The organism is uncultured Porphyromonas sp. (genome assembly GCF_938023125.1).
Classification (GTDB): Bacteria; Bacteroidota; Bacteroidia; order Bacteroidales; family Porphyromonadaceae; genus Porphyromonas.
Genome location: NZ_CALHDW010000007.1, coordinates 87,588 through 112,445 on the forward strand (window position 1 = coordinate 87,588; position 24,858 = coordinate 112,445).

20 protein-coding genes are annotated in these 24,858 nt (G+C 48.0%); 1 reads left to right on the forward strand and 19 read right to left on the reverse strand.

Translation table 11 applies throughout. From position 1 onward, the window contains the following. Positions 1 to 7: 7 nt before the first annotated feature. The 5 genes from lpxK to upp form a co-directional block, all read right to left on the reverse strand. Positions 8 to 1,084: a tetraacyldisaccharide 4'-kinase gene (gene lpxK / locus Q0090_RS02305; RefSeq protein ID WP_297947051.1), complete on the reverse strand. Its 1,077-nt coding sequence runs from the start codon at positions 1,082 to 1,084 to the stop codon at positions 8 to 10. 110 nt (positions 1,085 to 1,194) lie between these two features. After that, positions 1,195 to 2,946: a signal peptide peptidase SppA gene (sppA, locus tag Q0090_RS02310; RefSeq protein WP_297947053.1), complete on the reverse strand. Its 1,752-nt coding sequence runs from the start codon at positions 2,944 to 2,946 to the stop codon at positions 1,195 to 1,197. Positions 2,947 to 3,280: 334 nt separating this feature from the next. Further along, positions 3,281 to 3,550 (reverse strand): 30S ribosomal protein S15, encoded by a 270-nt coding sequence (gene rpsO / locus Q0090_RS02315; protein WP_004334214.1) that lies wholly within the window; start codon positions 3,548 to 3,550, stop codon positions 3,281 to 3,283. Positions 3,551 to 3,682: 132 nt separating this feature from the next. Further along, on the reverse strand, positions 3,683 to 5,548 hold the full coding sequence (locus tag Q0090_RS02320; RefSeq protein ID WP_297947056.1) for a U32 family peptidase: 1,866 nt from the start codon (positions 5,546 to 5,548) through the stop codon (positions 3,683 to 3,685). 12 nt (positions 5,549 to 5,560) lie between these two features. Further along, positions 5,561 to 6,217 carry a uracil phosphoribosyltransferase gene (gene upp / locus Q0090_RS02325; protein WP_297947124.1) on the reverse strand — a complete coding sequence of 219 codons (657 nt, stop codon included), beginning with the start codon at positions 6,215 to 6,217 and terminating at the stop codon, positions 5,561 to 5,563. Positions 6,218 to 6,286: 69 nt separating this feature from the next. Here upp and Q0090_RS02330 point away from each other — a divergent pair, with 69 nt between their 5' ends. Next, the gene (locus tag Q0090_RS02330) at positions 6,287 to 7,060 is read left to right on the forward strand and encodes a porin family protein (protein ID WP_297947058.1); all 774 of its coding nucleotides are present in this window, start codon (positions 6,287 to 6,289) and stop codon (positions 7,058 to 7,060) included. On the opposite strand, the gene queG is transcribed toward Q0090_RS02330, so the two are convergent. From queG to Q0090_RS02400, 14 genes are all read right to left on the reverse strand, one after another. Then, entirely contained in the window at positions 7,041 to 8,006 is a 966-nt protein-coding gene (gene queG / locus Q0090_RS02335; RefSeq protein ID WP_297947060.1) for a tRNA epoxyqueuosine(34) reductase QueG, read from the reverse strand. The genes Q0090_RS02330 and queG overlap by 20 nt on opposite strands. 32 nt (positions 8,007 to 8,038) lie before the next feature. Next, complete coding sequence (locus Q0090_RS02340) at positions 8,039 to 9,064, reverse strand: SPOR domain-containing protein (protein WP_297947062.1); 1,026 nt, start codon at positions 9,062 to 9,064, stop codon at positions 8,039 to 8,041. 78 nt (positions 9,065 to 9,142) lie between these two features. Next, positions 9,143 to 11,206: a putative porin gene (locus Q0090_RS02345; protein WP_297947064.1), complete on the reverse strand. Its 2,064-nt coding sequence runs from the start codon at positions 11,204 to 11,206 to the stop codon at positions 9,143 to 9,145. Between the two features lie 12 nt (positions 11,207 to 11,218). Next, the gene (locus Q0090_RS02350; protein ID WP_297947065.1) at positions 11,219 to 11,677 is read right to left on the reverse strand and encodes a hypothetical protein; all 459 of its coding nucleotides are present in this window, start codon (positions 11,675 to 11,677) and stop codon (positions 11,219 to 11,221) included. Positions 11,678 to 11,695: 18 nt separating this feature from the next. After that, positions 11,696 to 12,112: a hypothetical protein gene (locus Q0090_RS02355; RefSeq protein WP_297947067.1), complete on the reverse strand. Its 417-nt coding sequence runs from the start codon at positions 12,110 to 12,112 to the stop codon at positions 11,696 to 11,698. 27 nt (positions 12,113 to 12,139) lie between these two features. Continuing rightward, complete coding sequence (pyrE, locus tag Q0090_RS02360; RefSeq protein WP_297947069.1) at positions 12,140 to 12,775, reverse strand: orotate phosphoribosyltransferase; 636 nt, start codon at positions 12,773 to 12,775, stop codon at positions 12,140 to 12,142. Between the two features lie 13 nt (positions 12,776 to 12,788). Continuing rightward, positions 12,789 to 13,481, reverse strand: a complete 693-nt coding sequence (gene trmD, locus Q0090_RS02365) for a tRNA (guanosine(37)-N1)-methyltransferase TrmD (protein WP_297947126.1) — start codon at positions 13,479 to 13,481, stop codon at positions 12,789 to 12,791. 180 nt (positions 13,482 to 13,661) lie between these two features. Beyond that, positions 13,662 to 15,824, reverse strand: coding sequence for a methylmalonyl-CoA mutase (scpA, locus tag Q0090_RS02370; protein WP_297947071.1), 2,163 nt, complete (start codon positions 15,822 to 15,824; stop codon positions 13,662 to 13,664). Between the two features lie 16 nt (positions 15,825 to 15,840). Next, entirely contained in the window at positions 15,841 to 17,700 is a 1,860-nt protein-coding gene (gene mutA, locus Q0090_RS02375; protein ID WP_297947073.1) for a methylmalonyl-CoA mutase small subunit, read from the reverse strand. A gap of 91 nt (positions 17,701 to 17,791) precedes the next feature. After that, positions 17,792 to 20,857 carry a PD-(D/E)XK nuclease family protein gene (locus Q0090_RS02380; protein WP_297947075.1) on the reverse strand — a complete coding sequence of 1,022 codons (3,066 nt, stop codon included), beginning with the start codon at positions 20,855 to 20,857 and terminating at the stop codon, positions 17,792 to 17,794. A 9-nt stretch (positions 20,858 to 20,866) separates the two neighbouring features. Then, positions 20,867 to 21,622 carry a CPBP family intramembrane glutamic endopeptidase gene (locus Q0090_RS02385; RefSeq protein WP_297947077.1) on the reverse strand — a complete coding sequence of 252 codons (756 nt, stop codon included), beginning with the start codon at positions 21,620 to 21,622 and terminating at the stop codon, positions 20,867 to 20,869. 511 nt (positions 21,623 to 22,133) lie between these two features. Beyond that, positions 22,134 to 22,979, reverse strand: coding sequence for a 3-hydroxyacyl-CoA dehydrogenase NAD-binding domain-containing protein (locus tag Q0090_RS02390; protein ID WP_297947079.1), 846 nt, complete (start codon positions 22,977 to 22,979; stop codon positions 22,134 to 22,136). 62 nt (positions 22,980 to 23,041) lie between these two features. Next, positions 23,042 to 23,818: an enoyl-CoA hydratase-related protein gene (locus Q0090_RS02395; protein WP_297947081.1), complete on the reverse strand. Its 777-nt coding sequence runs from the start codon at positions 23,816 to 23,818 to the stop codon at positions 23,042 to 23,044. A 21-nt stretch (positions 23,819 to 23,839) separates the two neighbouring features. Then, positions 23,840 to 24,853, reverse strand: coding sequence for an electron transfer flavoprotein subunit alpha/FixB family protein (locus Q0090_RS02400; RefSeq protein ID WP_297947083.1), 1,014 nt, complete (start codon positions 24,851 to 24,853; stop codon positions 23,840 to 23,842). Positions 24,854 to 24,858: the final 5 nt, after the last annotated feature.

A 24,858-nucleotide genomic window follows, 5' to 3' on the forward strand; every position in this document is an offset into this window, starting at 1 on the left:
AAGTGATTTATCTGGGATAATACTTTTGTAGTGTGGTGCGCAGTAGCGTTTGCAGATGCTCCTCACTATGTCCCAAAAATAGAGGTCGGATGGGAAGATAGTAAATGCGCTGCCGGAGAAGTGGTGAGAGGTTGCGCTCCTTCCCTTCTAGGCGCATGGCATCTTTCTCTGTCATGACAATAAAATCGCTAGAAGAGTGCAACCACGTTTCCATCTGTGCGATCTCTCGAAGCGAAAAGTCGTGGTGATCTGCATAGGTGTGCGTCTCAACCTGAGGGAATCTGCGAGACAACTCCTGAAAGAAAAGCTCAGGTTGCCCAATACCTGCGATGGCGATAACACGTGCTGTATGGGTTTCTTGGATCAATTGGGGTGTTGCCTCCTCTGGGAATAGAGGGGACAACTGACCGTATTGAATCGTTGAAAAATAGATTGTTTGATTAGAGTAAAGTGATAGGTTCCGCTCCATAATGCGCTGATCCATGGGAGACATATCCTTAGGGCATCGCGTTACCACCACGGCATCTGCACGAAGTCTCCCCTTTATAGGTTCGCGAAGTCTCCCTGCCGGTAGTAGCCTATCACTCATAAATGGATGCTGACAATCAGTGAGCAATAGACTTAGAGAAGCTTTTGTCGCTCTGTGTTGGAAACCATCATCTAGAAGGATAATTTGTGGGCGTTCCTCCTCAGGAAGAGTCATAATGTACTCAATGGCTCGATTCCTATTCCCCTCCACAACCATCGTAATATGAGGGTATTTGCGGAGTATTTGCCTCGGCTCATCTCCAATCTCACGTGCTGTGGATGCTGCTGTTGCGTGTATCAAGCCTTTGGTGGCACGTTTGTATCCTCGGCTTACAACGGCTATTCGGTAGTCGGTTTGGAGCGTTTCTATTAGGTACTCTACTAGAGGTGTTTTGCCCGTTCCCCCAACAGCCAAATTCCCTACACAGATAATAGGGATAGGGAAGCTCCTACCGGATAGTATATTCCGGTCGTAGAGCCAATTGCGCAACCTCACTCCTACACCATAGAGTGCAGCAGCCGGGGTGAGCCAGGGGGATGTGCCAAGGGGTTTCATTCTATACGTCTTGCATCACCTCATAGGCAAGAGGAGAAGAGACCACCGCTAGATGGGGTAAGACCTCTTAGGGGTCTCTTGCTCCTCTTTTGTGCGATTAATCTGCTTTATTAAAACTGAATGTCGTACAGCAAACGAGCTTGTACGCCCGTAGTACTGCGCATGATTCGAGCTTTTTTGAGAGCCTCGATTTCTTCTTCGGTAAGTATGTTGTTCACAACCTTATCGGAGCTTTCTGACAAGTAGCTATCCATGATGTTTGAGAACTTGTCTTGACGACTAGATTCATACCAAACCGAAGGATTTTCTATGTTTGCCAACTCTGCAGCCTTGGCAATGGCCTCGTCTAGTCCGCCGAGTTCGTCTACAAGGTGACGAGCCAATGCTTGCTTTCCGGTCCATACACGGCCTTGTGCCACAAGATCAACTTGAGACTTTTCTAGCTTACGTCCCTCTGCAACACGAGAGAGGAACGTGTCGTAGCCTCGCTCGATATGGGCTTGCATCAAAGCACGCTCTTCGTCGGTCATTGGGCGGAACATATTGCCAAAGTCGGCATATTTTGCGGTTTTTACACCATCCTCGGTAACAGAGAACTTTTGAGCCGTCCCCGCAAAGTTGGGGAACAATCCAAAGATCCCGATAGAACCCGTTATGGTTGAGGGTTCGGCAAAGATGTAGTTAGAAGCACATGAGATGTAGTAACCACCGGATGCCGCATAGTCTCCCATAGAAACAACAATAGGCTTCTTGCTCTTGGTGTAGCGCACGGCATCCCAAATTTGATCAGAGACGTAGCTGCTACCTCCCGGAGAGTTTACGCGGAGAACTACGGCATCAATATCGTCATCGTCTGCAACGTCTAGTAGGCGATCTACAAGAGCTTCGGTAATGGTACCAAACTCAACGCCTGATGTAATCTCACCTTCGGCATATAGCACCTTTACCGTGCCATCTCCCGAATTGTCGTAGCGACGCTCGCTGTTGTATACTTGATTGAGGGTTACAAAGTGATCCTCATCTATTCCGTACTCATCCTCAAACATCTTGATAACCTCACGCTCGTAGCAGAGTTTATCAACGAGTTTTGTATCCACAAGTTCTTGCTGAGAGAGGAACATGGGAGCACGATCTACAAGTCTAGAGAGTGAGTCTAGGGCGATATTTCGCTCTTGAGAGATCCCTTGGAGCATGTTATTCCAAAGTTCGGAAGTAAATGAGGTGATCTGAGCTCGGTTGGGTTCGCTTAGTTTATCAAGAAGGAATGGCTCTACAGCTCCCTTGTAAGTACCCACCTTGAATACCTGCATGGTTACACCAAACTTCTCCAATGCATTCTTGTAAAACACATTAGAAACATACATACCATCAAGCTCTACAGCTCCCTGGGGATTGAGATAAATCTCATTGGCAACAGAGGCAAGGTAGTATCCTTTTTGGCTGTATTGATCTGCATAGGAAACAATGAACTTGCCAGACTCCTTGAACTCTTTGAGAGCACGACGCAACTCGTCAATTGATGCCAAACCGGCTTCCGGCATAGCACTTGTGAGGTAGATCCCCTCGATGCGTGGGTTCTCTGCGGCATATCGTATACTGCGGATAGCTTCGGTAAGTGTGAGACTCCTTTCTCGGTTTGATCCTAAGAAATTATCGAAAGGAGAGTCCGTTTCAATCTCTTTGATTGAGGATAAATCTACTACCAAGAGAGATTCTTTAGGGATACTTGTACTCTTGTTTGTCTGGTTTGCCACTACGGCAATGAAGCCCATCATGCAAAAAGCTGCAATGCAAGAGAGTATCACCGATGCCACGATAAAGCCAAGTATCGAGGCTAAGAACATCTTCAAAAAATCTTTCATTTTCGTTAGTTTGTCGTTTGTTTGCTACTTGTCGTTAGTCTTTCTCTCAAATGTTTGGGGAGCGTTACCCCCTGCGAAAATACGGGTGACCCAGAGCAACCTTCGGGAGATTAGTCAAGTACACACACATTTCCTATTACAAATATATGTATTATGTGTGAGTTAAGGGATTAGTGCCGGTAAATATCAATGATCTAATATAAATGACCTCTCCCTTCCATGCTACGCACAAGGCGAAGACGAAGAAGAGAGAGGCGATGATCCACTCTTATAGAAGAGACTCTGGGGAAGGCCCTAAGAGCAACCCTTCGAGAGGAGCAGAAGTGAATATCAATTAGCGACGGATACCCAATTCTGCAATGAGTTTACGATAGCGCTCGATGTCTTTCTTTGCTACATAGTCGAGCAAGCGACGACGCTTACCAACGAGCATCTTAAGGGCGCGAGCCGTTGCAAAGTCTTTGCGATTGCTCTTGAGGTGCTCTGTAAGGTGGGCAATACGGTAGGTGAAAAGAGCAACTTGGCTCTCTACGCTACCTGTGTCAGTAGCAGATTGACCATGTTTTTCGAAGATTTCTTTCTTCTTTGCTGAGTCTAGATACATTTCGTCTTATCAATTAACGAGTTAAACTTAGGGTACTACACCCGCTTCGACTAGGCTTTGCTGTGCTCAGCGGTTGCAGACTGGCTGCAAAGATAATACATTTTAGGCAATCCCCATGCACAAGTCTTCTGCCTATTGGGCAGAGTAAAGTTTCATGCTGCACTCTTTGCAATCAAATGCAAGTCGGATACGCTCCTTGCCGTGTACAAGGTAGAGTGGCTCCTTATAGGGCATCTCTCGCTTGCTGCGGGTACAATAGCCCAAGTGGCGGCGAATGCAATGCCGGCAGGTCATAAGGGGAGCGTCTTTTGTGGGGGTGACTTCGTACGCTGGCACTATCTGTTGAGCTCCCCAGCTCTGGTAGGCTTTTTTTGCAGCACAATTGGCAACATTGTAATCAAAGCCAATCATGTTACCGGTACCTACGGATTGTGGGATCCTTGTGTAAGAGGGACGATAGATCGGGTGAGCAGAATAGTGCAATCGGAGAGCTCTATCAAGAGCCTCTACACCCAATCTCTTTAGCGAACTTGCAACGGATAGGGGTACAAAAAATCCCTTAGTGTCAATTTCGATCGTGGTAGAGAAAAATCCGCTCCCCCCTAATTTGGCAAGAGCGTCTCGCAGGCGATCCTCCCCGTTTTGCATGGCTTTTTCCATCTTGTGGGGGAATGTGACGCGAGTTGTTACCTTAGATTGAGGGCTGTCAACCTCCAAGTCGAGCACAAATCCCCACGGAAGGACTCCCAATTTGAGCCTCACGGGCAATAATCGTTCTGAGCTATCGGGGCGATTGATTACGCGCTCAAATTGAGTAGAATAATTGCGGTAGATCCTTGTGCCCGTCTTAAGATTCCAGGGGTTGTCCACTACGATTTTCCCTTTTTCTTGCAGGTGGTTGATGCGCGTCCCTTCCATCGAACCCGCAGGTGTATAGAAGGCGATTCCATCCCCATTGGCAAGGTCACAACTGCGATCGAGCCATAGGCTATTCCCTTCTATCTTGGAGATAACCCCGATAAACTCTCCCTCACTCTTTGGGCTTTCCGGGCGTATTAAGACCTCATTAAAGTCCCCTTTCTTGAGTTGGTAGGTAGTGGCTCCTCTCGAAAAGCTCTTGAAAGGATCGGGGGTGAAAGATAGGGAAACTCGTCCCATCGAAGACCTTGAATATCGCTCAGGTTGAGCCGCAACAATGTCTTCTAAGAGTTGGTGATAATAGGCGGTGACATTGCGTACATAAGAGGCATTTTTGAGCCGGCCCTCAATCTTGAAACTAACTGCACCTGTGTCTACCAGTTGGGAGAGAATAGATGACCTATTCAGGTCTTTGAGGGAAAGAAGGTGGCTGCCTTCTACAATCTTGCGCCCCGTAGCATCCTCTAATGTGTAGGGTAATCGGCAATACTGTGCGCAGGCTCCTCGATTGGCACTTCTGCCGGCAAATGCTTGGGAGAGATAGCAATGACCGCTATAACTGACACAGAGGGCGCCATGGATAAAGGTCTCTAGACGAAGGTCAGGAACTGCTTGATGTAGCGTAGCCGTCTCCTCTATAGTAAGCTCACGAGCGAGAACGGCCTGCTCAAAACCTAAGGCGGACAGGCGTTGTAATTGAGCTACTGAGGCATTATGGCATTGCGTGCTGGCATGCAGAGCAATAGGGGGTAGATCAAGCGTGAGGAGCCCCATGTCTTGCACTATAAGAGCATCAACACCTATAAGGTAGAGACGACGAATGAGAGCCTCAGCCTCTGAGAGCTCGTTATCGTATAGGATGGTATTGAAAGCGACATAGACCTTTGCCCCATAGCGGTGTGCTACGGAGACAAGGTGCTGTATGTCTGATAAAGAGACATTGGCCGCCGCCCGTGCCCCAAACTTAGGAGCACCCACATATATGGCATCTGCCCCCGAGGAGAGAGCAGCCAAGCCACACTCTAGATTCCCGGCAGGGGCAAGTAACTCAAGTGGAATAGGGGTAGGGGGGGATGCCAAAGAGAGGAATGATTAGAGCTTCTCTCCGTAAGCAAGATCTCCGGCGTCTCCCAAGCCCGGTACGATGTAGGAGTGATCGTTAAGCTCAGGGTCTATGGATGCTACCCAAATAGTTGCATCAGTATCCGGATCAATGGCATTTCTTAGATAGTCTACGGCTTGCTGACTAGCGATTACCGATACAAAGTGTACTTGGCGGGGCTTGCCATGAGAGAGCAACGCACGATAGGCAAGTTCCATACTTCCGCCGGTAGCAAGCATGGGATCGGTGAGAATGAGTACCTTGTTTGTGAGATCGGGGCAAGCGATGTACTCTACAAAAATGTCGAATTTGAGTTTGTCTTTGTATTTACGATAGGCTGATACAAAGGCATTTTCTGCATGGTCGAAGTAATTCAAGAAGCCGGCATGGAAAGGTAGTCCGGCTCGTAAGATAGTACCGATAACCACAGGATCTTGCAGACGATAATTGTGTGCGATGGCAAGCGGTGTCTGTACTTCCTCTTTTGCATAGTTGAGATGCTGGCTTACTTCGTAGGCAAGGAGCTCACCTATGCGCTCTATGTTGCGACGAAAACGCATGGAGTCTTTTTGTACATTCACATCTCGGAGCTCAGCCATATAGTCACTCATCAACGACGGGCGATCGGAGAAATTGATTACTTCTATCATACTATTTTATCTACTAATTCATTGCAGTATATCTAACGGGCAAAAGTACAATAAAAAGCCAAGCTAGTGCGTTATCTCAGCGTGGTAGTACATAAGTTAGTCGCACAATACACCTCTTCTCTATGGAGATGGTTCCTGCTAACCCTTCTGTTCTTAGGGGGGAGTGTAGCCGTTGCATGGGGGCAAAAGCAAGTAGTTCAGCGTCGCCCTTATGCGGATTATCGTGTGTTTCATCTTGGTTTCCATGTAGGGATGCACACGCAAGACCTCGCAATTCTAAACTCGGGAGTGGTCCCAACTTCGGTAAGTGGCACTCCCGGCAGCCCTCTGTATGGAGAGGTTATGGACTACACCCCGGGCTTCTCGGTAGGCTTGATTGCCGACTATACAATCAAATTAAATTGGGAGCTTCGCTTTGTGCCTACGCTACATTTATCGGAGAGATCTATCTCTTTTTCTGATGGCGAAAATCAGATCGAACGATTCTCTTCACGCTCCAATTTGATTGAATTCCCTCTATTGCTCAAGTACTCTTCTCAGCGGATGAACAATATCCGTCCCTATATGCTTGCCGGAGGTTATGCTGCGTTGCAGATCGGGCAAAAGCGAGGCGATGTCATTCATTTCAAACCGCTAGAATATGGTCTTAAGGTGGGGATCGGATGTGATATCTATCTCCCCTTCTTCAAACTTTGTCCCGAGTTGTCTCTATCCTATGGCTTAGGAGATGCGATACAGCACGAGCGACCCGATATAGTGGATGATGCTCGATACCAGTTTACTCAAGCCTTGAGGAGTGCGACTCCACGTATGATCCTACTTACTTTTCACTTTGAGTAGTGGCTTCTGTCTCCTCGGAGGTAAGTAGCGAATTGATATTGCGGCGGAGTCCATCAAACCCGACACGTTGGACGGCAGAGTGTTCAAAAAGTTGTTCAAACGTCTCGTTATCCAGATTTTTCCAGTCCTCACTTGTCATTTCCAATAGGTCGGGAGCAGGTTTCAATAGCCCCTCTTGATGCGGATAAGCAAAGCGATTGTGAGGGCATACCAATTGGCAGGCATCGCAGCCATATATACGCTCTCCGAGTTGCGCTATTACTTTGGGTTCGAGGCTTCCGTGGTGCTCAATAGTTTGGTAGCTAAGGCAACGAGTTGGAGAGAGGCGACCATCTTTGCTAATTGCCTGGGCAGGACAGTGCTCTACACAGCGCATACAGCGACCACAGGGAGATCCTTCGCTGGGAGTATCTGCCGGTAGTTCTAGTGTGGTTACAATCTCTCCCAAAAAGCAGAACGAACCGAAATGGGGTACTATGAGGAGCCCATTACGCCCCACTTTCCCGACCCCGGATTGTACCGCCCAGTAGCGTTCCATCAGAGGAGCCGAGTCCACAAAAACACGCGAAGAAAAGGGCGTTTCTATTCGCTCTTGTAAATACTTGAGTAGAGTAAACAGCTTGTCTTTTACTACCCGATGGTAGTCTTTTCCGTAGGCGTAGTAGGCAATTTGAGGGGCATCAATGCGTTGTGTTTTTTCAGGAAAGTAATTGAAGGCCCCTACAATGATGCTCTTGGCTCCCGACACCAATTTGTCGGGATCGAATCGTACTTCTAGGTTGCGTTCGAGATACCCCATGTCCCCAACACCTTGCTCTTGCAGGCTGGATATATAGCTATCTCGTACCTCTTCGGGGACGGGGTGTGACCTCGCAATCCCTAAAGCAACAAAGCCAAGGCTTTTTGCCAAGGCTTTTACTTCTTCAACGACGTTTGGGGGCACCACGCCTCTTGGGGAGATAAGTAAGTGAGTAGAGATTACTCGCTATAGTGGAGCAACCAAGCCTCGGAGTATTCCTTTCCGGACTTGCGAAGGGTAGCAAGATAGCTCTCGGCCTCGTCGCTCGAGGTGAAGCGCTTGGCATAGATCAGGCGATTCTTTCCTTTTTTTACAGCACCCATAGTGGTTGCAAAGGCACTATCTCTGTGAGTTTCTAGGAATTCGTTTACTTTAGCCTCGGTCCGGAAAGATCCAATTATCACGTAATAATCGCCTAGAGAACTGGGTGATAATTCTTCGGATTCTACCTGAGATTTTTCCATTTCGCAGGTAGTTTCTGTAGCAATTTTACCCTGTTGCAAAGTTTTTTCTCCCGGCAAAATGGAAGTCTGTTGCGTCTCTGTAGGAACAAAGCTGGCACTAAAGTATTCTTGTACGGGGTGGGTGGTTACCGGGAGTAGGCAGACGAGGAATACAGCAGCGGCAGCGGCCCAACCCACAACGCGGCGCGAAACCCGAAAATGCAGGTATTTGGTATCCGACTTTTGCTGCAGGGTATCTGATTTCTCAGAAGTGGCTTCTGTATCCTCCGTAAGGGGATTTTGTGCCTCTACAAAAACGGAAGTAAGGGCTTTCTCTAAGGTGCGAGGTAGGGTATAGGTGCTGAGACCATAGGCTTCGCCATACCCAAGAGGGAGACGATTATGCTCGGGCTGGAAGTCCATTTTTCCATCTGCCCCAATCATAAGTCGCCCTACATGACCTATTGAGATCCCCCCAAGACGAATCATCTCACGACGAAGTTCTTCCACATCGGTATCCACCAAATTGCGAGCTCGGCGCATACTTACATGGTAGCTCTTGGCATACAAGTCGTCCAAAAGTCCGTCACGCTCACGAAGCTCTCCATTGAAATGGAAACACTCTTCCATAGGATATACCATATACTCTGCATCACTATAGCGAGCAGGTACGTACTCTTTGATAATAGCTCCTAGCGAAGGTATAATCACACAATCGTGCAGGGCAAGTAGCTTATCAAGATGGCTTACGAGTCGGTACATGTATGGTGAGGAGATCCTTATTTGTTCCTTTTTTCTTTGAGACAAAGATACGGCATTCTTGCGAGATGGCAGGCTCCGTTAGTTGTTGAAGTCGAAATTAATACCCAAGCGGAGGGTCATCGGATTGATAGGATAGTGAGCCAGAGACCAGCGTCTAGAGGGCTGGATCAGCATCTCTCCGGCATTGTAGAGCATTACAAAAAAGCGCACTCTTCTTAGTTTGAAGTTGGCAAAGAGGTTGATCATGGGGAAGTTCCCAATTTTTACCTCTTGCTGATTGACGAATTGCTGCACAGCAGGTTCGTAGTAGGGGGCGTAGTACTCCGTGTGATAGTGGCAATCGAGCCCTAGCTGAGTGCGCATAACACGTGCCGTATAGAAGTCTAGATAGAGCGAGCCATAGGCCGAAAGAGTAGGTAGAGGCACCACCGTTTGGTTGCTGGATAGCTGATAGGCAACCTCGGCTTGCCACCCCAAAATACCCCAATGATACTGATGTTTTAGTCTTCCCTCAAGTATCTCGATGGGCGTTGCATGCTGCTGGGCAGTGCGTGTTGAGTCAAAATAGAGGGTATTGGCAAGTGTGGCTGAGTGCAGAGAAAACTCAGTACCCCACTGAGGTGCAGAGAGCGTCCCTCCCACTACGAATTGCTTTGTAAAGCCGAATTTAGTGTCCCACCAGACATAAGACCCGTGGTGATGACTCCACAAATAGGGGACCCGTAGGAAGTGAAAGCGTGCATCGGCCTCAATACCAACAGGTACTCCCCATAGAGAAAATCGGGACGATACATTACCAGATAAGCGCATAGAGCCTATATCCGCTCCCAGAACGGCAATTTCTCCTCCTGCATCGAAGTTTAATCCGGTACCATTATGCCGTTCCACTCGTCCCCCTATATAGGTGGCAAACTCTTTGGTATCTTGTCTTCCGGCAATTGAGTCTTGTACATAAAACGCACGATTTTCGAGTCGAGCATAGCCTGTGATCCCCATCTTTACCCAGGGGCGGAAGCCCTCGCGGAGGGATAAAGAAAAGGTGTTGGAGAACTGAACCATGCGAGTGGAGTCCAGTGGATAGAAAGAGAGGGTATCCCGATCCTCCCCGGGTTTCCGCCACAGATGACTATATTTATTCCCATAAACGGAGGGAAGAGAGCCGGCTCTTTGTGCAATAAAGAGACGTACCCCACGATCATACGAGAAACGGTGTCCGATGCTACCAACAGGTACAAACATGACGGTATCTCGCTCAGAAATTGTGCCATTGGGGAGGGTACTTCCCCTACGGAAGTCCCGCAGAGATCCCAAGTTATAGCGGTGAGCCAACATAACATGGCCTACCCACATGGCATTACCTACTCCCGAAGAGTACTTAACAGGCATCTCAATAGAGCTAATATTTGTACGTCCGGATCCGTGCTCTTGTGGAGAGTCTATGTAGCTATCTTTGGCCAACCCTCCATTTTCGTTTTGCTTGATATAATTATTACCCGCTGAGGCAAATAGCTCATATCTAGGCAGTAGAACACTCGTGAAAAGCCGGTAACTGACCCCACTAGAGTGGTTGGCAATGTATTGACCTCTTGAATAAGAATAGTTGAAGTCTCCCCCAAAATTGATAGCCTTCCCTAGGTTTACCGCCATGGTCATATCTAGCTCTTCCTCTCGCTGCTCTGCGGCACCATTGCGTTGGTAGAGTAGGTTGGTGTAGGGCGATTTGGTATTGTAGAAGAGTAGGTTATCGGGGTGGTAAAGGATCCCTTGATAAGCCGAAGCAAAACTAAAAGTAGGATAGTCGGCCTCCCTGTCAAAGAATGTTTTGAAGTGGCGAGGGCTAATTAGATTGGCGGTATATCCCATGGCAAGCCCTTTCCCTTCCACCATCTTTCGTCGGTAGTAGTCGAGCGCCATGGTATCGATATTGCTCTGGTAGGGAGCGCCTGTATAGGGATGCAGACGGAATCCTCGGAGGGTTTCGCCTCGGTTGATAAGCTCAGTGTCGCCAAAATCTTTTGCTACGCCAATCTTATAGTCGGACTGTGCAGAGAGGCTCTTGCTCGAGAAAATACTCAAGAAGATAAGGGCAAACAGTAGCTTTATCCGGGGAAATGGCCGATGGACTCGATACGGACGGATCATGCAAACAGAGGGCTAATAGCGATTGTAAATAAGGAGACCGCGAGAGGTTCGCTGAGTGGCATAACTCCTGAGAGGAGCCTTGGTAGGCCCTCCGGTTGGTCCACCTCCCCCATAGAGGATACTATAAGTACTATGACATTGGGGGCACTCGGCTTCCAATTGATCATTTACAAAGAGAAGGGCATCTGCGCTAACTTCGTGCGGACAGGCAAGGTCGTAGGCATAGTAAACTCCATTCTCGAGCATACTGTGAACAACGAGGAGTCCCCCAAAACCTATGGCGCTATTCTCAATAGAGCGCTCTTCAATGCGAAGATAACCGGAGGGTTGTCGCAATGAGACTGCCTCCGACGAGGCAAAGTCTATCTCGTAGTACACCGGTGCATCGGGTACTGTGGAACGCACATCTACCCCACACGAAGGGAGGAGTAGAAGGGTAATCCCGAGATAAAGAGACTTGGGGTGCACCATGATTAGCGTGTCGACTACTTAAGTGTACTGTACCTTAGTGAGCATTTTTGCCACTTTGTCTAAGCCCTCCTTGAGGGGCTTCTCTACCATCATGCGAGCGAAAAAAGGAATATCAGCATCCAACACAAGGACGAGCCCGGTGCTAGATGGAGCTTCCGAAGAGAGCTGTATCTCAATGCTGAGAGACGAGGTAAGGACTGTTTGCCCCACAAGACGAATAAGCGAATGAGGTACACGCTTCTCTACAGATAGGGCTATATCCCCGGCTTTGGGCACGCTGAGCGAACAACTATCGGAGGTGATATCCTTAATTTCGATACCCTTGCTCTCTGCAAGCGGAGCAAGCGGACGAAGGTTTTCTAGATTAGAAAGCTTGGCAAAGACAGCCTCACAAGGGGCCTCGATGTTGGCTTTCTTGCTTTTGAAGTCGGACATGAATCGAACTATTATTCCTCCAAAAAGTTATTGACGCCAATGCGCAGGATCTTTGCGCCACTCATCGAGTAGAGGTTTGAGGTCGGGTGTGATATATCCAATCTTCTCTGCTTCGGTAAGTACGGCTCCGTAGTTGCTCAGTGTATGCATGGGCACTTTGGCTTCGGCAAACAGATCTTCGGCTACGGCAAAGCCATGGGTATATACTGCATAGAGCGCCAACACATCAGCACCTGCTACACGTAGAGCCTCTACCGCTTTGAGGCTACTCCCTCCGGTAGAAATAAGGTCTTCTACCACGAGTACTTTGCTCTGTTCGGGGAGGTAACCCTCAATCAAATTTTGCATACCGTGGTCTTTAGCTTGAGAGCGAACATACACAAAGGGGAGGTGTAAAGCATCTGCCACTAGAGCCCCCCAAGAGATGGCCCCTGTAGCAACTCCGGCTATTACCTCTGTTTGAGGGTAACGATCGGCAATCTCCTTTGCCATTGCCATCTTGATATAATCGCGTGCTGAAGGGTAGGATAGGGTGCGACGATTATCGCAGTAGATGGGGCTCTTCCAGCCTGATGCCCAGGTAAAAGGCTCATTAGGACGTAACTTTACGGCTTCGACCTCAAGGAGGTAGCGGGCAACGGTTTGTTCGGTTAGCTGTGACATAATTATCGTAGTGCTATGGTTTTTTATTGTACTTTTCGAGGAGGTCGGGGCGAAGTCTTTTTGTGCGCTCTAGTGCCTGGCTTTCTCGCCATGCATTGATTTTGGCTTCGTGCCCACTGAGTAGGATATCGGGTACACGCCATCCCCTAAATTCGGCAGGGCGTGTGTATATGGGTGGAGCTAGCAGATCATCTTGGAATGTATCACTTAGGGCACTCTCCGCATCTCCCAATACGCCCGGTAAGAGACGTACAATAGCATCAGTCATAAGAGCCGCAGGGAGCTCGCCCCCCGTGAGTACATAGTCTCCAACAGATATCTCTCGGGTAATGAAATGTTCACGAATGCGGTGGTCGATACCCTTGTAGTGCCCACATAGGATGAGGAGGTTTTCTCTCAGGCTTAGATCGTTTGCTATCCCTTGATTAAACTGCTCTCCATCGGGAGATGTATAGATAACCTCATCGTAGGTACGCTCTTTTTGTAGGCTTTCTATGGCATTGACGATGGGTTCCATCTTCATAACCATTCCTGCCTCTCCCCCAAAGGGATAGTCGTCTACTCGGTGCCACTTGTCGGTAGAGTAGTCCCGAAGATTGTGTAAAACAATCTTGGCAAAACCCTCTCGCTGTGCCCTTCCTAGTATAGAATATCCTATGAGAGGTTCTATCATCTCCGGGAGTACCGTTATAATGTCGATGCGTATCATATAGTCTCTACTCTGAATACAAAAGTACTAAGACCTACCCAATATCCGAGTACCTTGCGTCAAGTGATAAGGATAAATGCATGGAGCTCGCTCTCCTCTGGGGTAGCTCTTCACAAAAAAGGTATCAATCGAAAAGAGACTTCCGATTGATACCTAAATGGAAAAATGAGCTAGGGCCTACTTGTTATCCCCCTCTTCGAGGAGTAACTCGAGGCATTTTGCGGCAGAATAGGCAACGGGAGTACCCGGTCCAAATATCGCAGCAACTCCTGCTTGATAGAGGAAATCGTAGTCTTGAGCAGGGATAACCCCTCCGGCCGTTACGATAATATCGGGGCGCCCGAGGCGCTCTAGTTCGGCAATAACTTGAGGAATAAGAGTTTTATGCCCGGCAGCAAGAGAGCTAACTCCCAGGATGTTTACATCATTCTCCACAGCCTGACGAGCCGATTCTTCCGGGGTTTGGAAGAGAGGACCCATATCCACATCGAACCCAACATCGGCGTATCCCGTTGCTACCACTTTGGCCCCACGATCGTGACCATCTTGCCCCATTTTGGCAATCATAATACGTGGTTGTCTCCCATTACGTTGGGCAAATTCTTTTGCTAACTTAGTAGCATAGGCGAAGTCTTTATCCTCGCCAGATTCTTTTGAATACACTCCGGAAATTGTTCTAACTACGGCTTTGTAGCGACCTACCACTACCTCACATGCATCCGAGATTTCTCCTAGAGACGCATGTAAAGATGCTGCCTTTACGGCAAGATCCAGCAGGTTGCCTTCTTTTGTTTTTACAGCTTGAGTAATAGCAGCAAGGGCCTCTTGTACGGCTTTTTCGTCGCGGTTGCTACGCAACTCCTTAAGGCGGGCGATTTGTTGCTCACGCACGGCTGTATTATCAATCTCAAGGATATCGATAGGAGCTTCTTTCTCCAATCGATACTTGTTTACCCCCACAATGATCTGGCGATGAGAGTCGATGCGAGCTTGGGTACGAGCTGCAGCCTCTTCGATACGCATCTTGGGAAGCCCAGTTTCGATGGCTTTGGCCATACCGCCCATAGCCTCTACCTCCTGGATATGCTGCCAGGCACGCTCGGCGAGCTGGTGGGTAAGCATCTCTACATAGTAGGAACCGCCCCAAGGATCAATCTCCTTGCAGATCATAGTTTCTTGCTGGATGTAGATTTGAGTATTGCGAGCGATACGAGCCGAGAAGTCGGTAGGAAGGGCAATAGCTTCGTCCAATGCATTGGTATGCAGAGACTGAGTATGCCCGAGAGCAGCTGCCATGGCTTCGATACAAGTACGCCCTACGTTGTTGAAGGGGTCTTGCTCTGTAAGCGACCAGCCCGACGTCTGACTATGTGTACGAAGAGCTAAACTCTTAGGATTGGTAGCTCCAAAACTTTTGACAATCTTTGCCCAAAGCATACGAGCTGCACGCATCTTGGCAATCTCCATAAAGTGATTTACTCCGATGGCCCAGAAGAAAGAGAGACGAGGAGCAAACTTATCCACTTCTATCCCGGCGTTAATCCCGGCACGGAGGTACTCAATACCGTCGCAAAGAGTGTAGGCCATTTCGATATCTGCCGTAGCCCCGGCTTCTTGCATATGATAGCCTGAGATGGATATAGAGTTGAACTTGGGCATCTTCTGCGAAGTGTACTCAAATATATCCGCAATGATATGCATTGAGAACTCGGGAGGATAGATGTATGTGTTACGTACCATGAACTCCTTGAGGATGTCATTTTGGATGGTACCTGCCATCTCTTCCAACTTAGCCCCTTGCTCTAGACCGGCATTGATGTAGAAGGCAAGGATGGGAAGAACGGCTCCGTTCATCGTCATCGAAACGGACATCTTAGATAGAGGGATCCCATCGAAAAGGACCTTCATATCCTCTAGAGAGCAGATAGAAACACCGGCTTTACCTACGTCCCCAACAACTCGGGGGTGGTCGGCATCGTATCCACGGTGTGTCGGGAGGTCAAAGGCAACAGAGAGCCCTTTTTGCCCCGAAGCAAGGTTGCGTCGGTAGAATGCGTTGGACTCTTCTGCCGTAGAGAAGCCGGCGTATTGTCGGATCGTCCAGGCGCGGAGAGGATACATCGCACTATAGGGCCCTCGCAAATAGGGAGGGATCCCCGATACAAAATCGAGGTGCTCTAGGTCTTTTATATCCTCGTGGGTATATACTTTCTTAACATGGATTTGCTCGGGTGTGAGCCAAGCCTCCTCTTCTATAGAGGGCATACTCTGTACCGTAGGGTTCGTAGTAAAGCCCTGCTTATCTATGTCGATAGCGGCGTAATTGGGTCTTGTGTACATAATATTGCTCTACGGATTAGATGCCGAAATGCTTATTGAAACTAGCGAGCGTGGCCAAGACATCGCTCTTTACATGTATGTAATGCTCAATTCCCAGAGCCTCGAGCTCGGGGCGACAAGCCGGATTCCCTGCTACTACCATGGGGCATTTCTCTCCAATGGCTTGATAGGCCTCCGGAGCGTAGGTGGCATACTCATCGTCGCTAGAGCAGAGTACTATGATATCAGCTCCTTTGCTAAATGCTTCGTCTACTCCCTCTTGGATAGAGTCGAACCCTAGGTTATCGATGAGTTTATATCCGGCACAAGCGAAGAAGTTGCCCGCAAATTGGGCACGAGCAAGGCGCATGGCAAGGTTACCAATCGTAAGCATGAAAACTACGGGTTGCTTGCTGGCCTGCTCTGTACTAAGGCGTAGTGCCTCGAAGTCCGAAGCCCCACGGCTGAAGTCCAAAGCGAGTACATCCTCTTCCTTGGAGTGGTCTACGCCACAAGAGTGGTGGTGTGCTTTTGTCTGAGGGAGCTTGTCGTGTACTGTCTCTCCAAAGTTGGGGAACTCGTTGGTGCCGAGTAGAGACTCTTTGCGTTGGGCCACTGCTTCGTGTCGAAAGCGATTGGTTGCGTTGATTCTCTCTTGTACCTTTCCTTCTCGCACAGCCCCGGCAAAACCGCCTTCCTGCTCAATTGAGAGGAACAATTCCCAGGCTTTGTGAGCAATGTTTGAGGTTAGAGTTTCGATATAATAAGAGCCGGCAGAGGGGTCTATAACCTTGTCGAAGTGACTCTCTTCTTTGAGTAGAAGTTGTTGATTGCGAGCGATGCGCATGGAGAAGTCGTCGCTCGAACCATAAGGGGTGTCGAAGGGAAGTACTGTGATAGAGTCTACGCCGCCAAGGGCTGCGGACATGGCCTCTGTTTGCGTACGGAGTAGGTTCACGTAGCTATCGTAGAGGGTCATATTCCATTGCGAAGTAATGGCATGTTGATTGATTTTTGCCACCTTGCGATACTCTTCGCCATGCGCTGCCACGATCTCCGCCCAAAGCCAACGTGCTGCTCGGAATTTGGCAATCTCCATAAAGTAATTAGAGCTGATGCCAAAATTGAACTTGATACGTTTTGTTGCCTCCTCTACAGTATAGCCATCCTCTACTTGGGCGGAAAGCATCTCGGCTCCCCAGGCTAGGGCATAGCCTAGTTCTTGAGTTATGTATGCCCCTGCATTAGCAAGCATATAAGCATCCACTTGTAGTACTCGCACCCCCTTGAGGGCTTGAGCTGCCTCTACGACCTCACGAGCCTCAGCGCGCCAATCCGGATTGCGCTTCCCTCGTACAAGCTCTCTCTTGAAGGGGTTGTAGTTGATGGAGCCAATCACTTGGGCGGGGTCAATGCCTCTACCTTGTAAGTATTGAGTAAGCTCACGGGCCAAGCGAGCGGCTTGAGATACACAGCAGCTAAGGTTTAATTCGATAGCTGTTGGTTCGATATCTTTTAGGAGTGTGGAGAGACCCTCTTGGGTAATCCATGATGTAGCAAGGGTAAATGAGGGGGCATCTACGCCTTTGAAGAGCAAATCAAGAGCTATTCGATTCGCTTCTTCCGGCGAAGAGGCCTGAATCTCCTGCCGTGTGTACCATTCGTTATTCAGTTTCGTAGAGCGTACATAGGGATACTCGCCGGGAGCAACCATAGGGGTGAGCAATCCATCGAGATCCTCACGGCGGTAAAACGGTTGTACGTCAAAGCCTTCCTTGGTGCGCCATACGAGTTTTTTGTCGTAGGGAGCGCCTTTGAGGTCAGCAGTAATTTTTGCTTTCCACTCTTCTGCTGAAGTAGGAGAGAAGTCTGCAAAAAGATTTTGTTTTGTTGCCATATTGTGTATTGTCTTTTCTATCTCAAAGTAATGGGGCCGATACGCTTATCGGCTATGCAAAGTAAGCACTTTATAAGCTATTGACGATACTCTAGCGAGCACAAATAGCTTTAAAAGCACAATAACGACACGCATCTTCATCCTCTGCTTGAGTGAAGGGAATATCCGGGGAGAAGAGACGGAGGAGTACTTCGTGCAGCTCGTGGCAATACGAATTACGTATCTCGGAGGTTGCATAGTCCTCTATCTCTGTTTGCTCTAACCTTATCAAGGGATTGTAACTCTCCTTATTGCTACACATTCCCTTTAGTTGATACAGAGAGGGTTGTACCTGATTGTATCTGGGTTGTAGCCACTTTAGTCCTTCTTGCTGAGCCCTTCCGTTCTCTACCAAGCGGAGAACAGCCTCCGAGTAAAGGAAGATTTGAGCAATAGCCTTGCGGTGTTGAGTCTTCTCTTGAGCGAAGTAGAGCTGACTCCAATCCTTGAATGTTTGAGAGTCCGTCCCCGTTTTGTAATCCACAATGCGCAAGCGACCATCTACTTCATCCAATCTGTCTATAAAGCCCTTAAAGCGTACATCAATCCCTAGCTCCGGGAGAGACTCTATCATATCGATTCGCTGCTCGGAGGCTACATAAGCGAGCTGATGCCCCCCTTGGGTGTATTGTGCATCAAACTTGAGAACCGCATAAACCTCCTCCATGATCATCCTAATGTACATTTGGTGCATCCCCTCAATTTCGTTGGGAGTGCTCTTTTGATGTAGAACATCTTGGGCATAGTAGGAGTTTACTACAGCACTGATTCTCGGTAAAGATGTATGGGGATCGAGCAACCACTCATAGTCTTGAGAAGAGAGCGACTTACCCTCATAAGGCTTGTATAGCTCCTGCATTACATTGTGTATAACGGTACCAAAGTCTCCGGGGGAGAGTAGGTCTGTGCGTTCTTCTACCTCGGGAATCTGTCGTATGTATTTGTAGTAAAATTGTAGAGGACACAGGGCGTAGGTAGAGAGGCTACTAGCCGAGAGAGCCTTCTTTACATTGTCTCTGTTGCTCGTTGTGTATTCCCTAAGAACTGCCATTACCGCCTCATCTTTAGGAATGGTAATCTTGGGAGTTTGGGTGGCGAGCATAGATACCTTTACGGTATGCTCTTGGGGTGTGAGGTGGAATAGGTAGCGTAGCTGTGCCAAGAAGCGAGAGGGTTCTTTTTCACTTCTACTATCCACGATGAAGAAAACCCTACGAGCACGACTTACAAGGCGATAGAAGTAGTAAGCCTCTGTATAATCATCAGATTGATAGGTAGGCATATTGTACCCTTGGCGCACGTTGTACGGGATATATCCTCGGTTGATAGGGCGTTTGTGGGGGAGAGCTCCCTCGTTGCTCTCCGGGATAATGAGGTAGTCGAAGTTAATGAGCCTGCTCTCCAAGAATCCCATAATCTGTAGCCCCTCTAGTGGCTCTCCTTCGAAGGGAAGCGTCTCTTCCCCTACCAACTTAAAGAGTAGGCGGTAGAGAATGGTGCGCTCTGCCGTATCTCCCATCAGAGGGAGCAGGTTGCCCACTTGTATTACGAGGTCTCTTAGTTTTTTGATGAACTCTATCTCGAGCACTCGGATGTAGTGCACGTGGTCGGCCTCCGCCTTTGAGTCCGCTTCATCCTCTGCCGTATTATCCTCATCTTGGAGCAAAGAGGCAAGTTGGTCGAGTAGGGTGATCAGTCTTTGGATTAGGGCTGACTTATCCGATATAGGCTCGATAAGAAGGCGAAGAGGCTCGGGTAGCTCTTGAGGGTAAAGAGCGCATATCTTTTGATAGTCGATATAGTAATAGTTGTAGCGCAGAGCCTCGTTGAGTGGGGATAATTCCTCGCTACTTACCAAGAGGTTGCTTAGAGGATGCTTGATGAGGTGCTCAAGAGCGTCAAGTGGGAGAAGTTCCCCTTTTTCACTCCATCGGGTAAACTGCTGTAGCTCAATGTATCTGTGGAGCCATACCGCCACGGAGGAGAGATGAAGGGGATACCCCATGGTTATATTGATGGGATGGGAGATCCCTTGCAGGGCATCGAGCAAAGGAAGTAACGTATTGACTTCGGGGAGTACAATGGCACATTGCAAGTCTTCGACAGCACGAGGGGCATCGTCTATGAGCTCTTGCAGTAGAGTCGGAACTAATTTGCTCCGTCCTATATCCGAAGGGATCTGTACAATATCTATCTTGGGATCTAGCCGCTCTTGAGGACTTAGCCACTCTCCCCTTAGTTCTTGCTTACTCGCCTGCATCGTTTTGCCGATAAGATAATCCCAATCAGAAGGGGTGGTGTGATTGGCAAGCTTCACCTCTTCCCAATAAAATGAGGTGGTATAGCGCTCGTGGCTGTATTGCAGGCGTTTTAGTATCTTTCGCTCAGCCGTTGAGATATGGTACAGACCTGCAACGATAATATGCCTAACAGATGGGGAGAGAAGCTTTTGCAAGTTCTTGTCGAAATCCTCTTCGTTTACTTCTGAGGCACGGCGGGCAAGCATCCCACTATACCCTAATCCCAGACTCTCTAGGGTATCACGAAATCGATGGTAGAGTAGTTGCATCTCGGTGGTCATTGCCGAGAATAGCTCTTCTAGGCGCTCTTTCTTGTCGCTATTAACCTGGCTTAGATATCCAAAAAAGATTTCGATTGCTTCTTTTTGCTCCGGGCTTATGTAATCAAGTGAGGTAAGATCGTCTAGCGCCTTTAGATTGTGGAAAATCTCATCCGGCTCTACGAGGTAGTTGTCGATATCGTTGAAGTCTGACAAAAGTTTCTCAGCATGATCAAAGGGAAGGTGTGGGTTGCTTTTTTCGTCAATGGGGAACCCAAGTTCCTCTCTTAGGGTTACAATCTCGCGATAGAGAAGGCAAACTTGCTGGGTGCGCTGTGCTAATTTAAGCCCGGATAGCTTCTCTGTAAGGCTTGCGACTGTGATAATCTGTGGAGAAAAGGAGGGCTGATTTAGGCGTTTACTTAGCTCATAGCGAAAGAAGGTGCCGGCACGCTGTGATGGGAATACAAAACAGCATTGATGAAGTTCGGCACCATATTTATCGATACAGCGAGAGGCAAGGAGAGCGAGAAAAGAGTCTTCTTGAGATTGCATCATGATAGGCGATTAAAAGAGAGCTAAGCTATTGTTGAGTATATGGATAAGTACCCCCCAAACGATAGATCCGGAATAGTGACGAAGACAGCCAAACCAGAGGGCTAGTACCATGATGGGAAGAAAGTTGAGGACAGACTGATGTAGTAAGCTAAAGATGATAGCTGTCAAGAGAATGCCGGCAATGGGACTATGAGTTAGGCGTATAAGCAGAGGTTGTAAAGCCCCTCTTAGCAAAATCTCTTCGCAAATGCCCGTTAGGATACCGATAATAAGGAGTTGTTTGAGGCGACTTGCCATCTCTCTATCGTTTTGCAACTTCTCTAGCATTGCCTCACTTTCCGCATCGAATTGGCTAATCCATGCGCTTACATCCTTGGGGAGTGCCTGGATGGCTTCGCCCACGGCATATTGCAGTAGAGCCGATAGACCCCAAACAAGCAAGGTTATTCCCAATATAATTGCCCCTTCATACCATCTGTTTTTACCTCGGATAATAGGCTGTGCTGCTCTTAGACCCAATGCTTTGGGAGCCTTTCGATAGAAGACAAAATAGGCATAGAGCACTGCTGACCCCAAGAAAACAACGACATTTTGCGTAATGGCAATACCGAATATAGAGTGTGACAATAGGGGAGAAAGCAGGGCGTAAATTGCGCCAAACAGCCCAAATCCCAAAAGAAGACTCAAGATAAAAACGAGGATTTCTTTCGCCGGAGAGATACCGGGACGTGGCGAAATGAGTCGTGCGGGGGAGTGCAAAATCATAGAGGATCCTATTGGTAGATGAGTCTATTATTTCTTACTAAAATGGTCTTCTGAATAGTTATTACAAAGATACAAAATAGGCTAGGTCCCGTACCTCTTTCTCTCGTAATAAGGAAAAGGAAATAGGTATGATTAATGGACTTATTGCAGGTACAGAGAAAAGGTTGAGGAAGAACTCTCCCCATATTTAGCTAAAATAGAAATCTTTCTCAGGTAGAATTGGGGCCCTTTTTAGCTGAAAGTGTCCCCTCCTTTTGGGTGAAATCGGGTTCCTTTTTTAGGTAAGAGGGAAAAGATTTTTTGGCAGAAATGGAGCCTTTTGTGTGGTACTAGATTTCTAGAAAAAGAGAAGGAAGGGGATCAATACCCTCTCTTCTCCTTTTCAAAAAGGATGCTTCGAGGTACCTCCCAATGGCAAATGAATAGAAAAAGAATAGGGTTGAATACACCCCATGGTGCATTCAACCCTGCGATATTGTTTAGCTTAGAATGACCTTAAACGGTGGCGATCTTATTTAGAATAATCGTAGATGCCATATCCCGTTTTACGTCCGAGCTGACCGGCGCGTACCTTCTTGCGCAAGAGAGGATGGGGGCGATACTTATCGTCGCCATACTCATTATAAAGCACTTCCATAATGGCAAGGCAAACATCAAGCCCGATAAAGTCTCCCAATTCGAGAGGACCCATGGGGTGATTGGCTCCAAGCTTCATAGCGGCATCAATCTCTTCTGCAGTAGCTACGCCATCAGCAAGTTCACCGATAGCTTCGTTAATCATGGGGATAAGAATCCTATTTACAACGAACCCGGGAGCTTCGCTCACACGCACTGCGGTCTTTTCGAGTTGTGCGCAAAGGTCAAGAACTACAGCGAGCACCTCAGGACATGTACATTGTCCGCTGATCACTTCTACCAACTTCATCTGAGGAACTGGATTGAAGAAGTGCATACCGATCACCTTTGTAGGGCGATTCGTTACCGAGGCTAGTTCTGTAATACTCAGAGAAGACGTGTTGGTAGCAAAGATTGCTTCTGGTTTGATGATACCATCAAGATTGCGAAGCGTTGCCTTTTTTACCTCCATATCCTCGGAGAGAGCTTCGATAATGAGATCGGCGTCGGCTATATCTGTAAAGTCTTGCGTAGTCTTAATGTGAGCATAGTACTGAGCAGATTGTTCTTCTGTAATCTTACCCTTTTCTACGAGGCGTGCGAAGTTCTTTTTTAGCTTGAGCATTGCCTTATCAAGAGACTCCTTGCTACGCCCTTTCATTATGATATCCATATTGTGCTGAGCAGCGCATTGTACAATGCCTGCACCCATGGTACCATTACCGATAACTGCTATTTTCATCTTATCTGTAGTATTAATTTGAATACAACCTCCCAAAAAGGGGAGAATGTCTATTCTTTGATTTAGAATTGAGGTTTACGCTTCTCCAAGAATGCTCCAATCCCTTCTTGTTGATCGGGATGTGCAAAGGTAAGACCAAAGAGCGTGTTCTCTGCTGCAATACCTGTATCAATGTCGCTTTGTAACCCTCTATTGATGGCCTCTTTGGATAGGCGCACCGCATTAGGCGATTGGGATGCAATCTCCTGGGCGAGCTCAAGAGCTGTGTTTATAAGTTCTTCCGGCTCTACAACGTGGTTGACCAAGCCTATGGCGAGAGCTTCTTCTGCTTTGATAATGCGACCCGTATAGATCAATTCTTTTGCTTTCCCTACACCAATTGTACGAGGTAAGCGCTGTGTGCCACTAAAGCCGGGCGTAATACCCAAGCCCACCTCAGGTTGCCCAAACTTTGCTTTAGACGAAGCAATACGGATATCTGCACTAAGTGCCATTTCACATCCACCTCCCAAACAAAATCCGTTGATGGCTGCGATGACCGGCATTGGCATTAATTCGATCGTGCGAAATACTCTACTACCCAACGCTCCAAAGTCCTTAGCTTCGGACGGGGTGAGCGAGCGCATCTCGGCAATGTCGGCTCCGGCAACAAAAGCGCGCCCCTCTCCGGTGAGGAGAAGGACGCGGATTTCCGTATTACTAGCGACTTCGTGCAAAGCCTGTTCTAGCTCCTCCAATACTTTACGAGAGAGCGCATTGAGGCTTTCTGGTCGGTCGATTGTAAGCGTTGCTATAGCACCGTTACAATCGAGACGAATTGTTGTGTACGAAGTACTCATAGCAAATCTTTTTAAGCGGGATTAGCGACCCGACTTAGCAAGTTCTACTTTCAGCTTTTCGTTGAGAATGGGTACAATCTTGTGGAGGTCGCCTACGAGACCAAGGTCTGCAACTTGGAAGATAGGAGCAAACTTATCCTTATTGATGGCGATAATGTATTCAGACTCTTCCATACCAGCAAGGTGCTGAATAGCTCCGGAAATACCCAATGCAATATAGAGGTCAGGACGAACAGTCTTACCTGTCTGACCTACCTGACGATCGTGTGACATAATGCCAGCGTCAACCATTGCACGAGAAGAAGAAACTTCTGCTCCGAGGGTTGTAGCAAGAGCGTTGAGCTTTTCGAAACCATCATTGGTACCAACACCACGACCTCCAGATACGAGTACTGTTGCTTCTGTAATGTCGATGAGGTTCTTTTCTTCACGCTCCTTACGTACTAAGCGAACGCGGCATTTAGATTCGTCAAAAGGTACTTCTACCTTTTCTACTTCACCCTTACGAGAGGGATCGCTTTCCTTTCTACGCATCACGCCGGGACGTACTGTAGACATCTGAGGACGATGTTCCTTACAGATAATTGTAGCCATAAGGTTACCACCAAAGGCGGGACGGGTCATGAGAAGATTGCGATCTTCATTGATCTCAAGAGAGGTACAGTCTGCTGTAAGACCGGTGTGCATACGTGCAGAGAGGCGGGGACCGAGGTCACGACCTATCGTTGTAGCTCCTAAGAGGAATATCTCGGGTTTGTATGTATTGAGGATGTGAGTAATAGCTTGTGCGTATTGCTCTGTTACATAGTCTTTGAGAAGATCGTGCTCAACAAGGAGTACACGGTCTGCACCGGCAGCAATAAGCTCTTGGCTGAGGTTTGCTACATTCTGTCCGAGAAGAACAGCTGTAACCTTTTCTCCGATGGAGTCTGCCAATTCACGTGCCTTACCGATTAGCTCGAATGCAACGTTCTGAACTACACCTTCACGTTGTTCCGCAAAGACTTGAATTCCTTTATATTGTTCCTTATCCATAGTAT

Bases quoted from the DNA above. Each gene is read 5' to 3' on its own strand.
- lpxK (WP_297947051.1), bottom strand. From the start codon at position 1,084: ATGAAACCCCTTGGCACATCCCCCTGGCTCACCCCGGCTGCTGCACTC.
- sppA (WP_297947053.1), bottom strand. From the start codon at position 2,946: ATGAAAGATTTTTTGAAGATGTTCTTAGCCTCGATACTTGGCTTTATC.
- rpsO (WP_004334214.1), bottom strand. From the start codon at position 3,550: ATGTATCTAGACTCAGCAAAGAAGAAAGAAATCTTCGAAAAACATGGT.
- Q0090_RS02340 (WP_297947062.1), bottom strand. From the start codon at position 9,064: ATGTACCGACTCGTAAGCCATCTTGATAAGCTACTTGCCCTGCACGAT.
- Q0090_RS02345 (WP_297947064.1), bottom strand. From the start codon at position 11,206: ATGATCCGTCCGTATCGAGTCCATCGGCCATTTCCCCGGATAAAGCTA.
- Q0090_RS02350 (WP_297947065.1), bottom strand. From the start codon at position 11,677: ATGGTGCACCCCAAGTCTCTTTATCTCGGGATTACCCTTCTACTCCTC.
- Q0090_RS02355 (WP_297947067.1), bottom strand. From the start codon at position 12,112: ATGTCCGACTTCAAAAGCAAGAAAGCCAACATCGAGGCCCCTTGTGAG.
- pyrE (WP_297947069.1), bottom strand. From the start codon at position 12,775: ATGTCACAGCTAACCGAACAAACCGTTGCCCGCTACCTCCTTGAGGTC.
- scpA (WP_297947071.1), bottom strand. From the start codon at position 15,824: ATGTACACAAGACCCAATTACGCCGCTATCGACATAGATAAGCAGGGC.
- mutA (WP_297947073.1), bottom strand. From the start codon at position 17,700: ATGGCAACAAAACAAAATCTTTTTGCAGACTTCTCTCCTACTTCAGCA.
- Q0090_RS02380 (WP_297947075.1), bottom strand. From the start codon at position 20,857: ATGATGCAATCTCAAGAAGACTCTTTTCTCGCTCTCCTTGCCTCTCGC.
- Q0090_RS02385 (WP_297947077.1), bottom strand. From the start codon at position 21,622: ATGATTTTGCACTCCCCCGCACGACTCATTTCGCCACGTCCCGGTATC.
- Q0090_RS02390 (WP_297947079.1), bottom strand. From the start codon at position 22,979: ATGAAAATAGCAGTTATCGGTAATGGTACCATGGGTGCAGGCATTGTA.
- Q0090_RS02395 (WP_297947081.1), bottom strand. From the start codon at position 23,818: ATGAGTACTTCGTACACAACAATTCGTCTCGATTGTAACGGTGCTATA.
- Q0090_RS02400 (WP_297947083.1), bottom strand. From the start codon at position 24,853: ATGGATAAGGAACAATATAAAGGAATTCAAGTCTTTGCGGAACAACGT.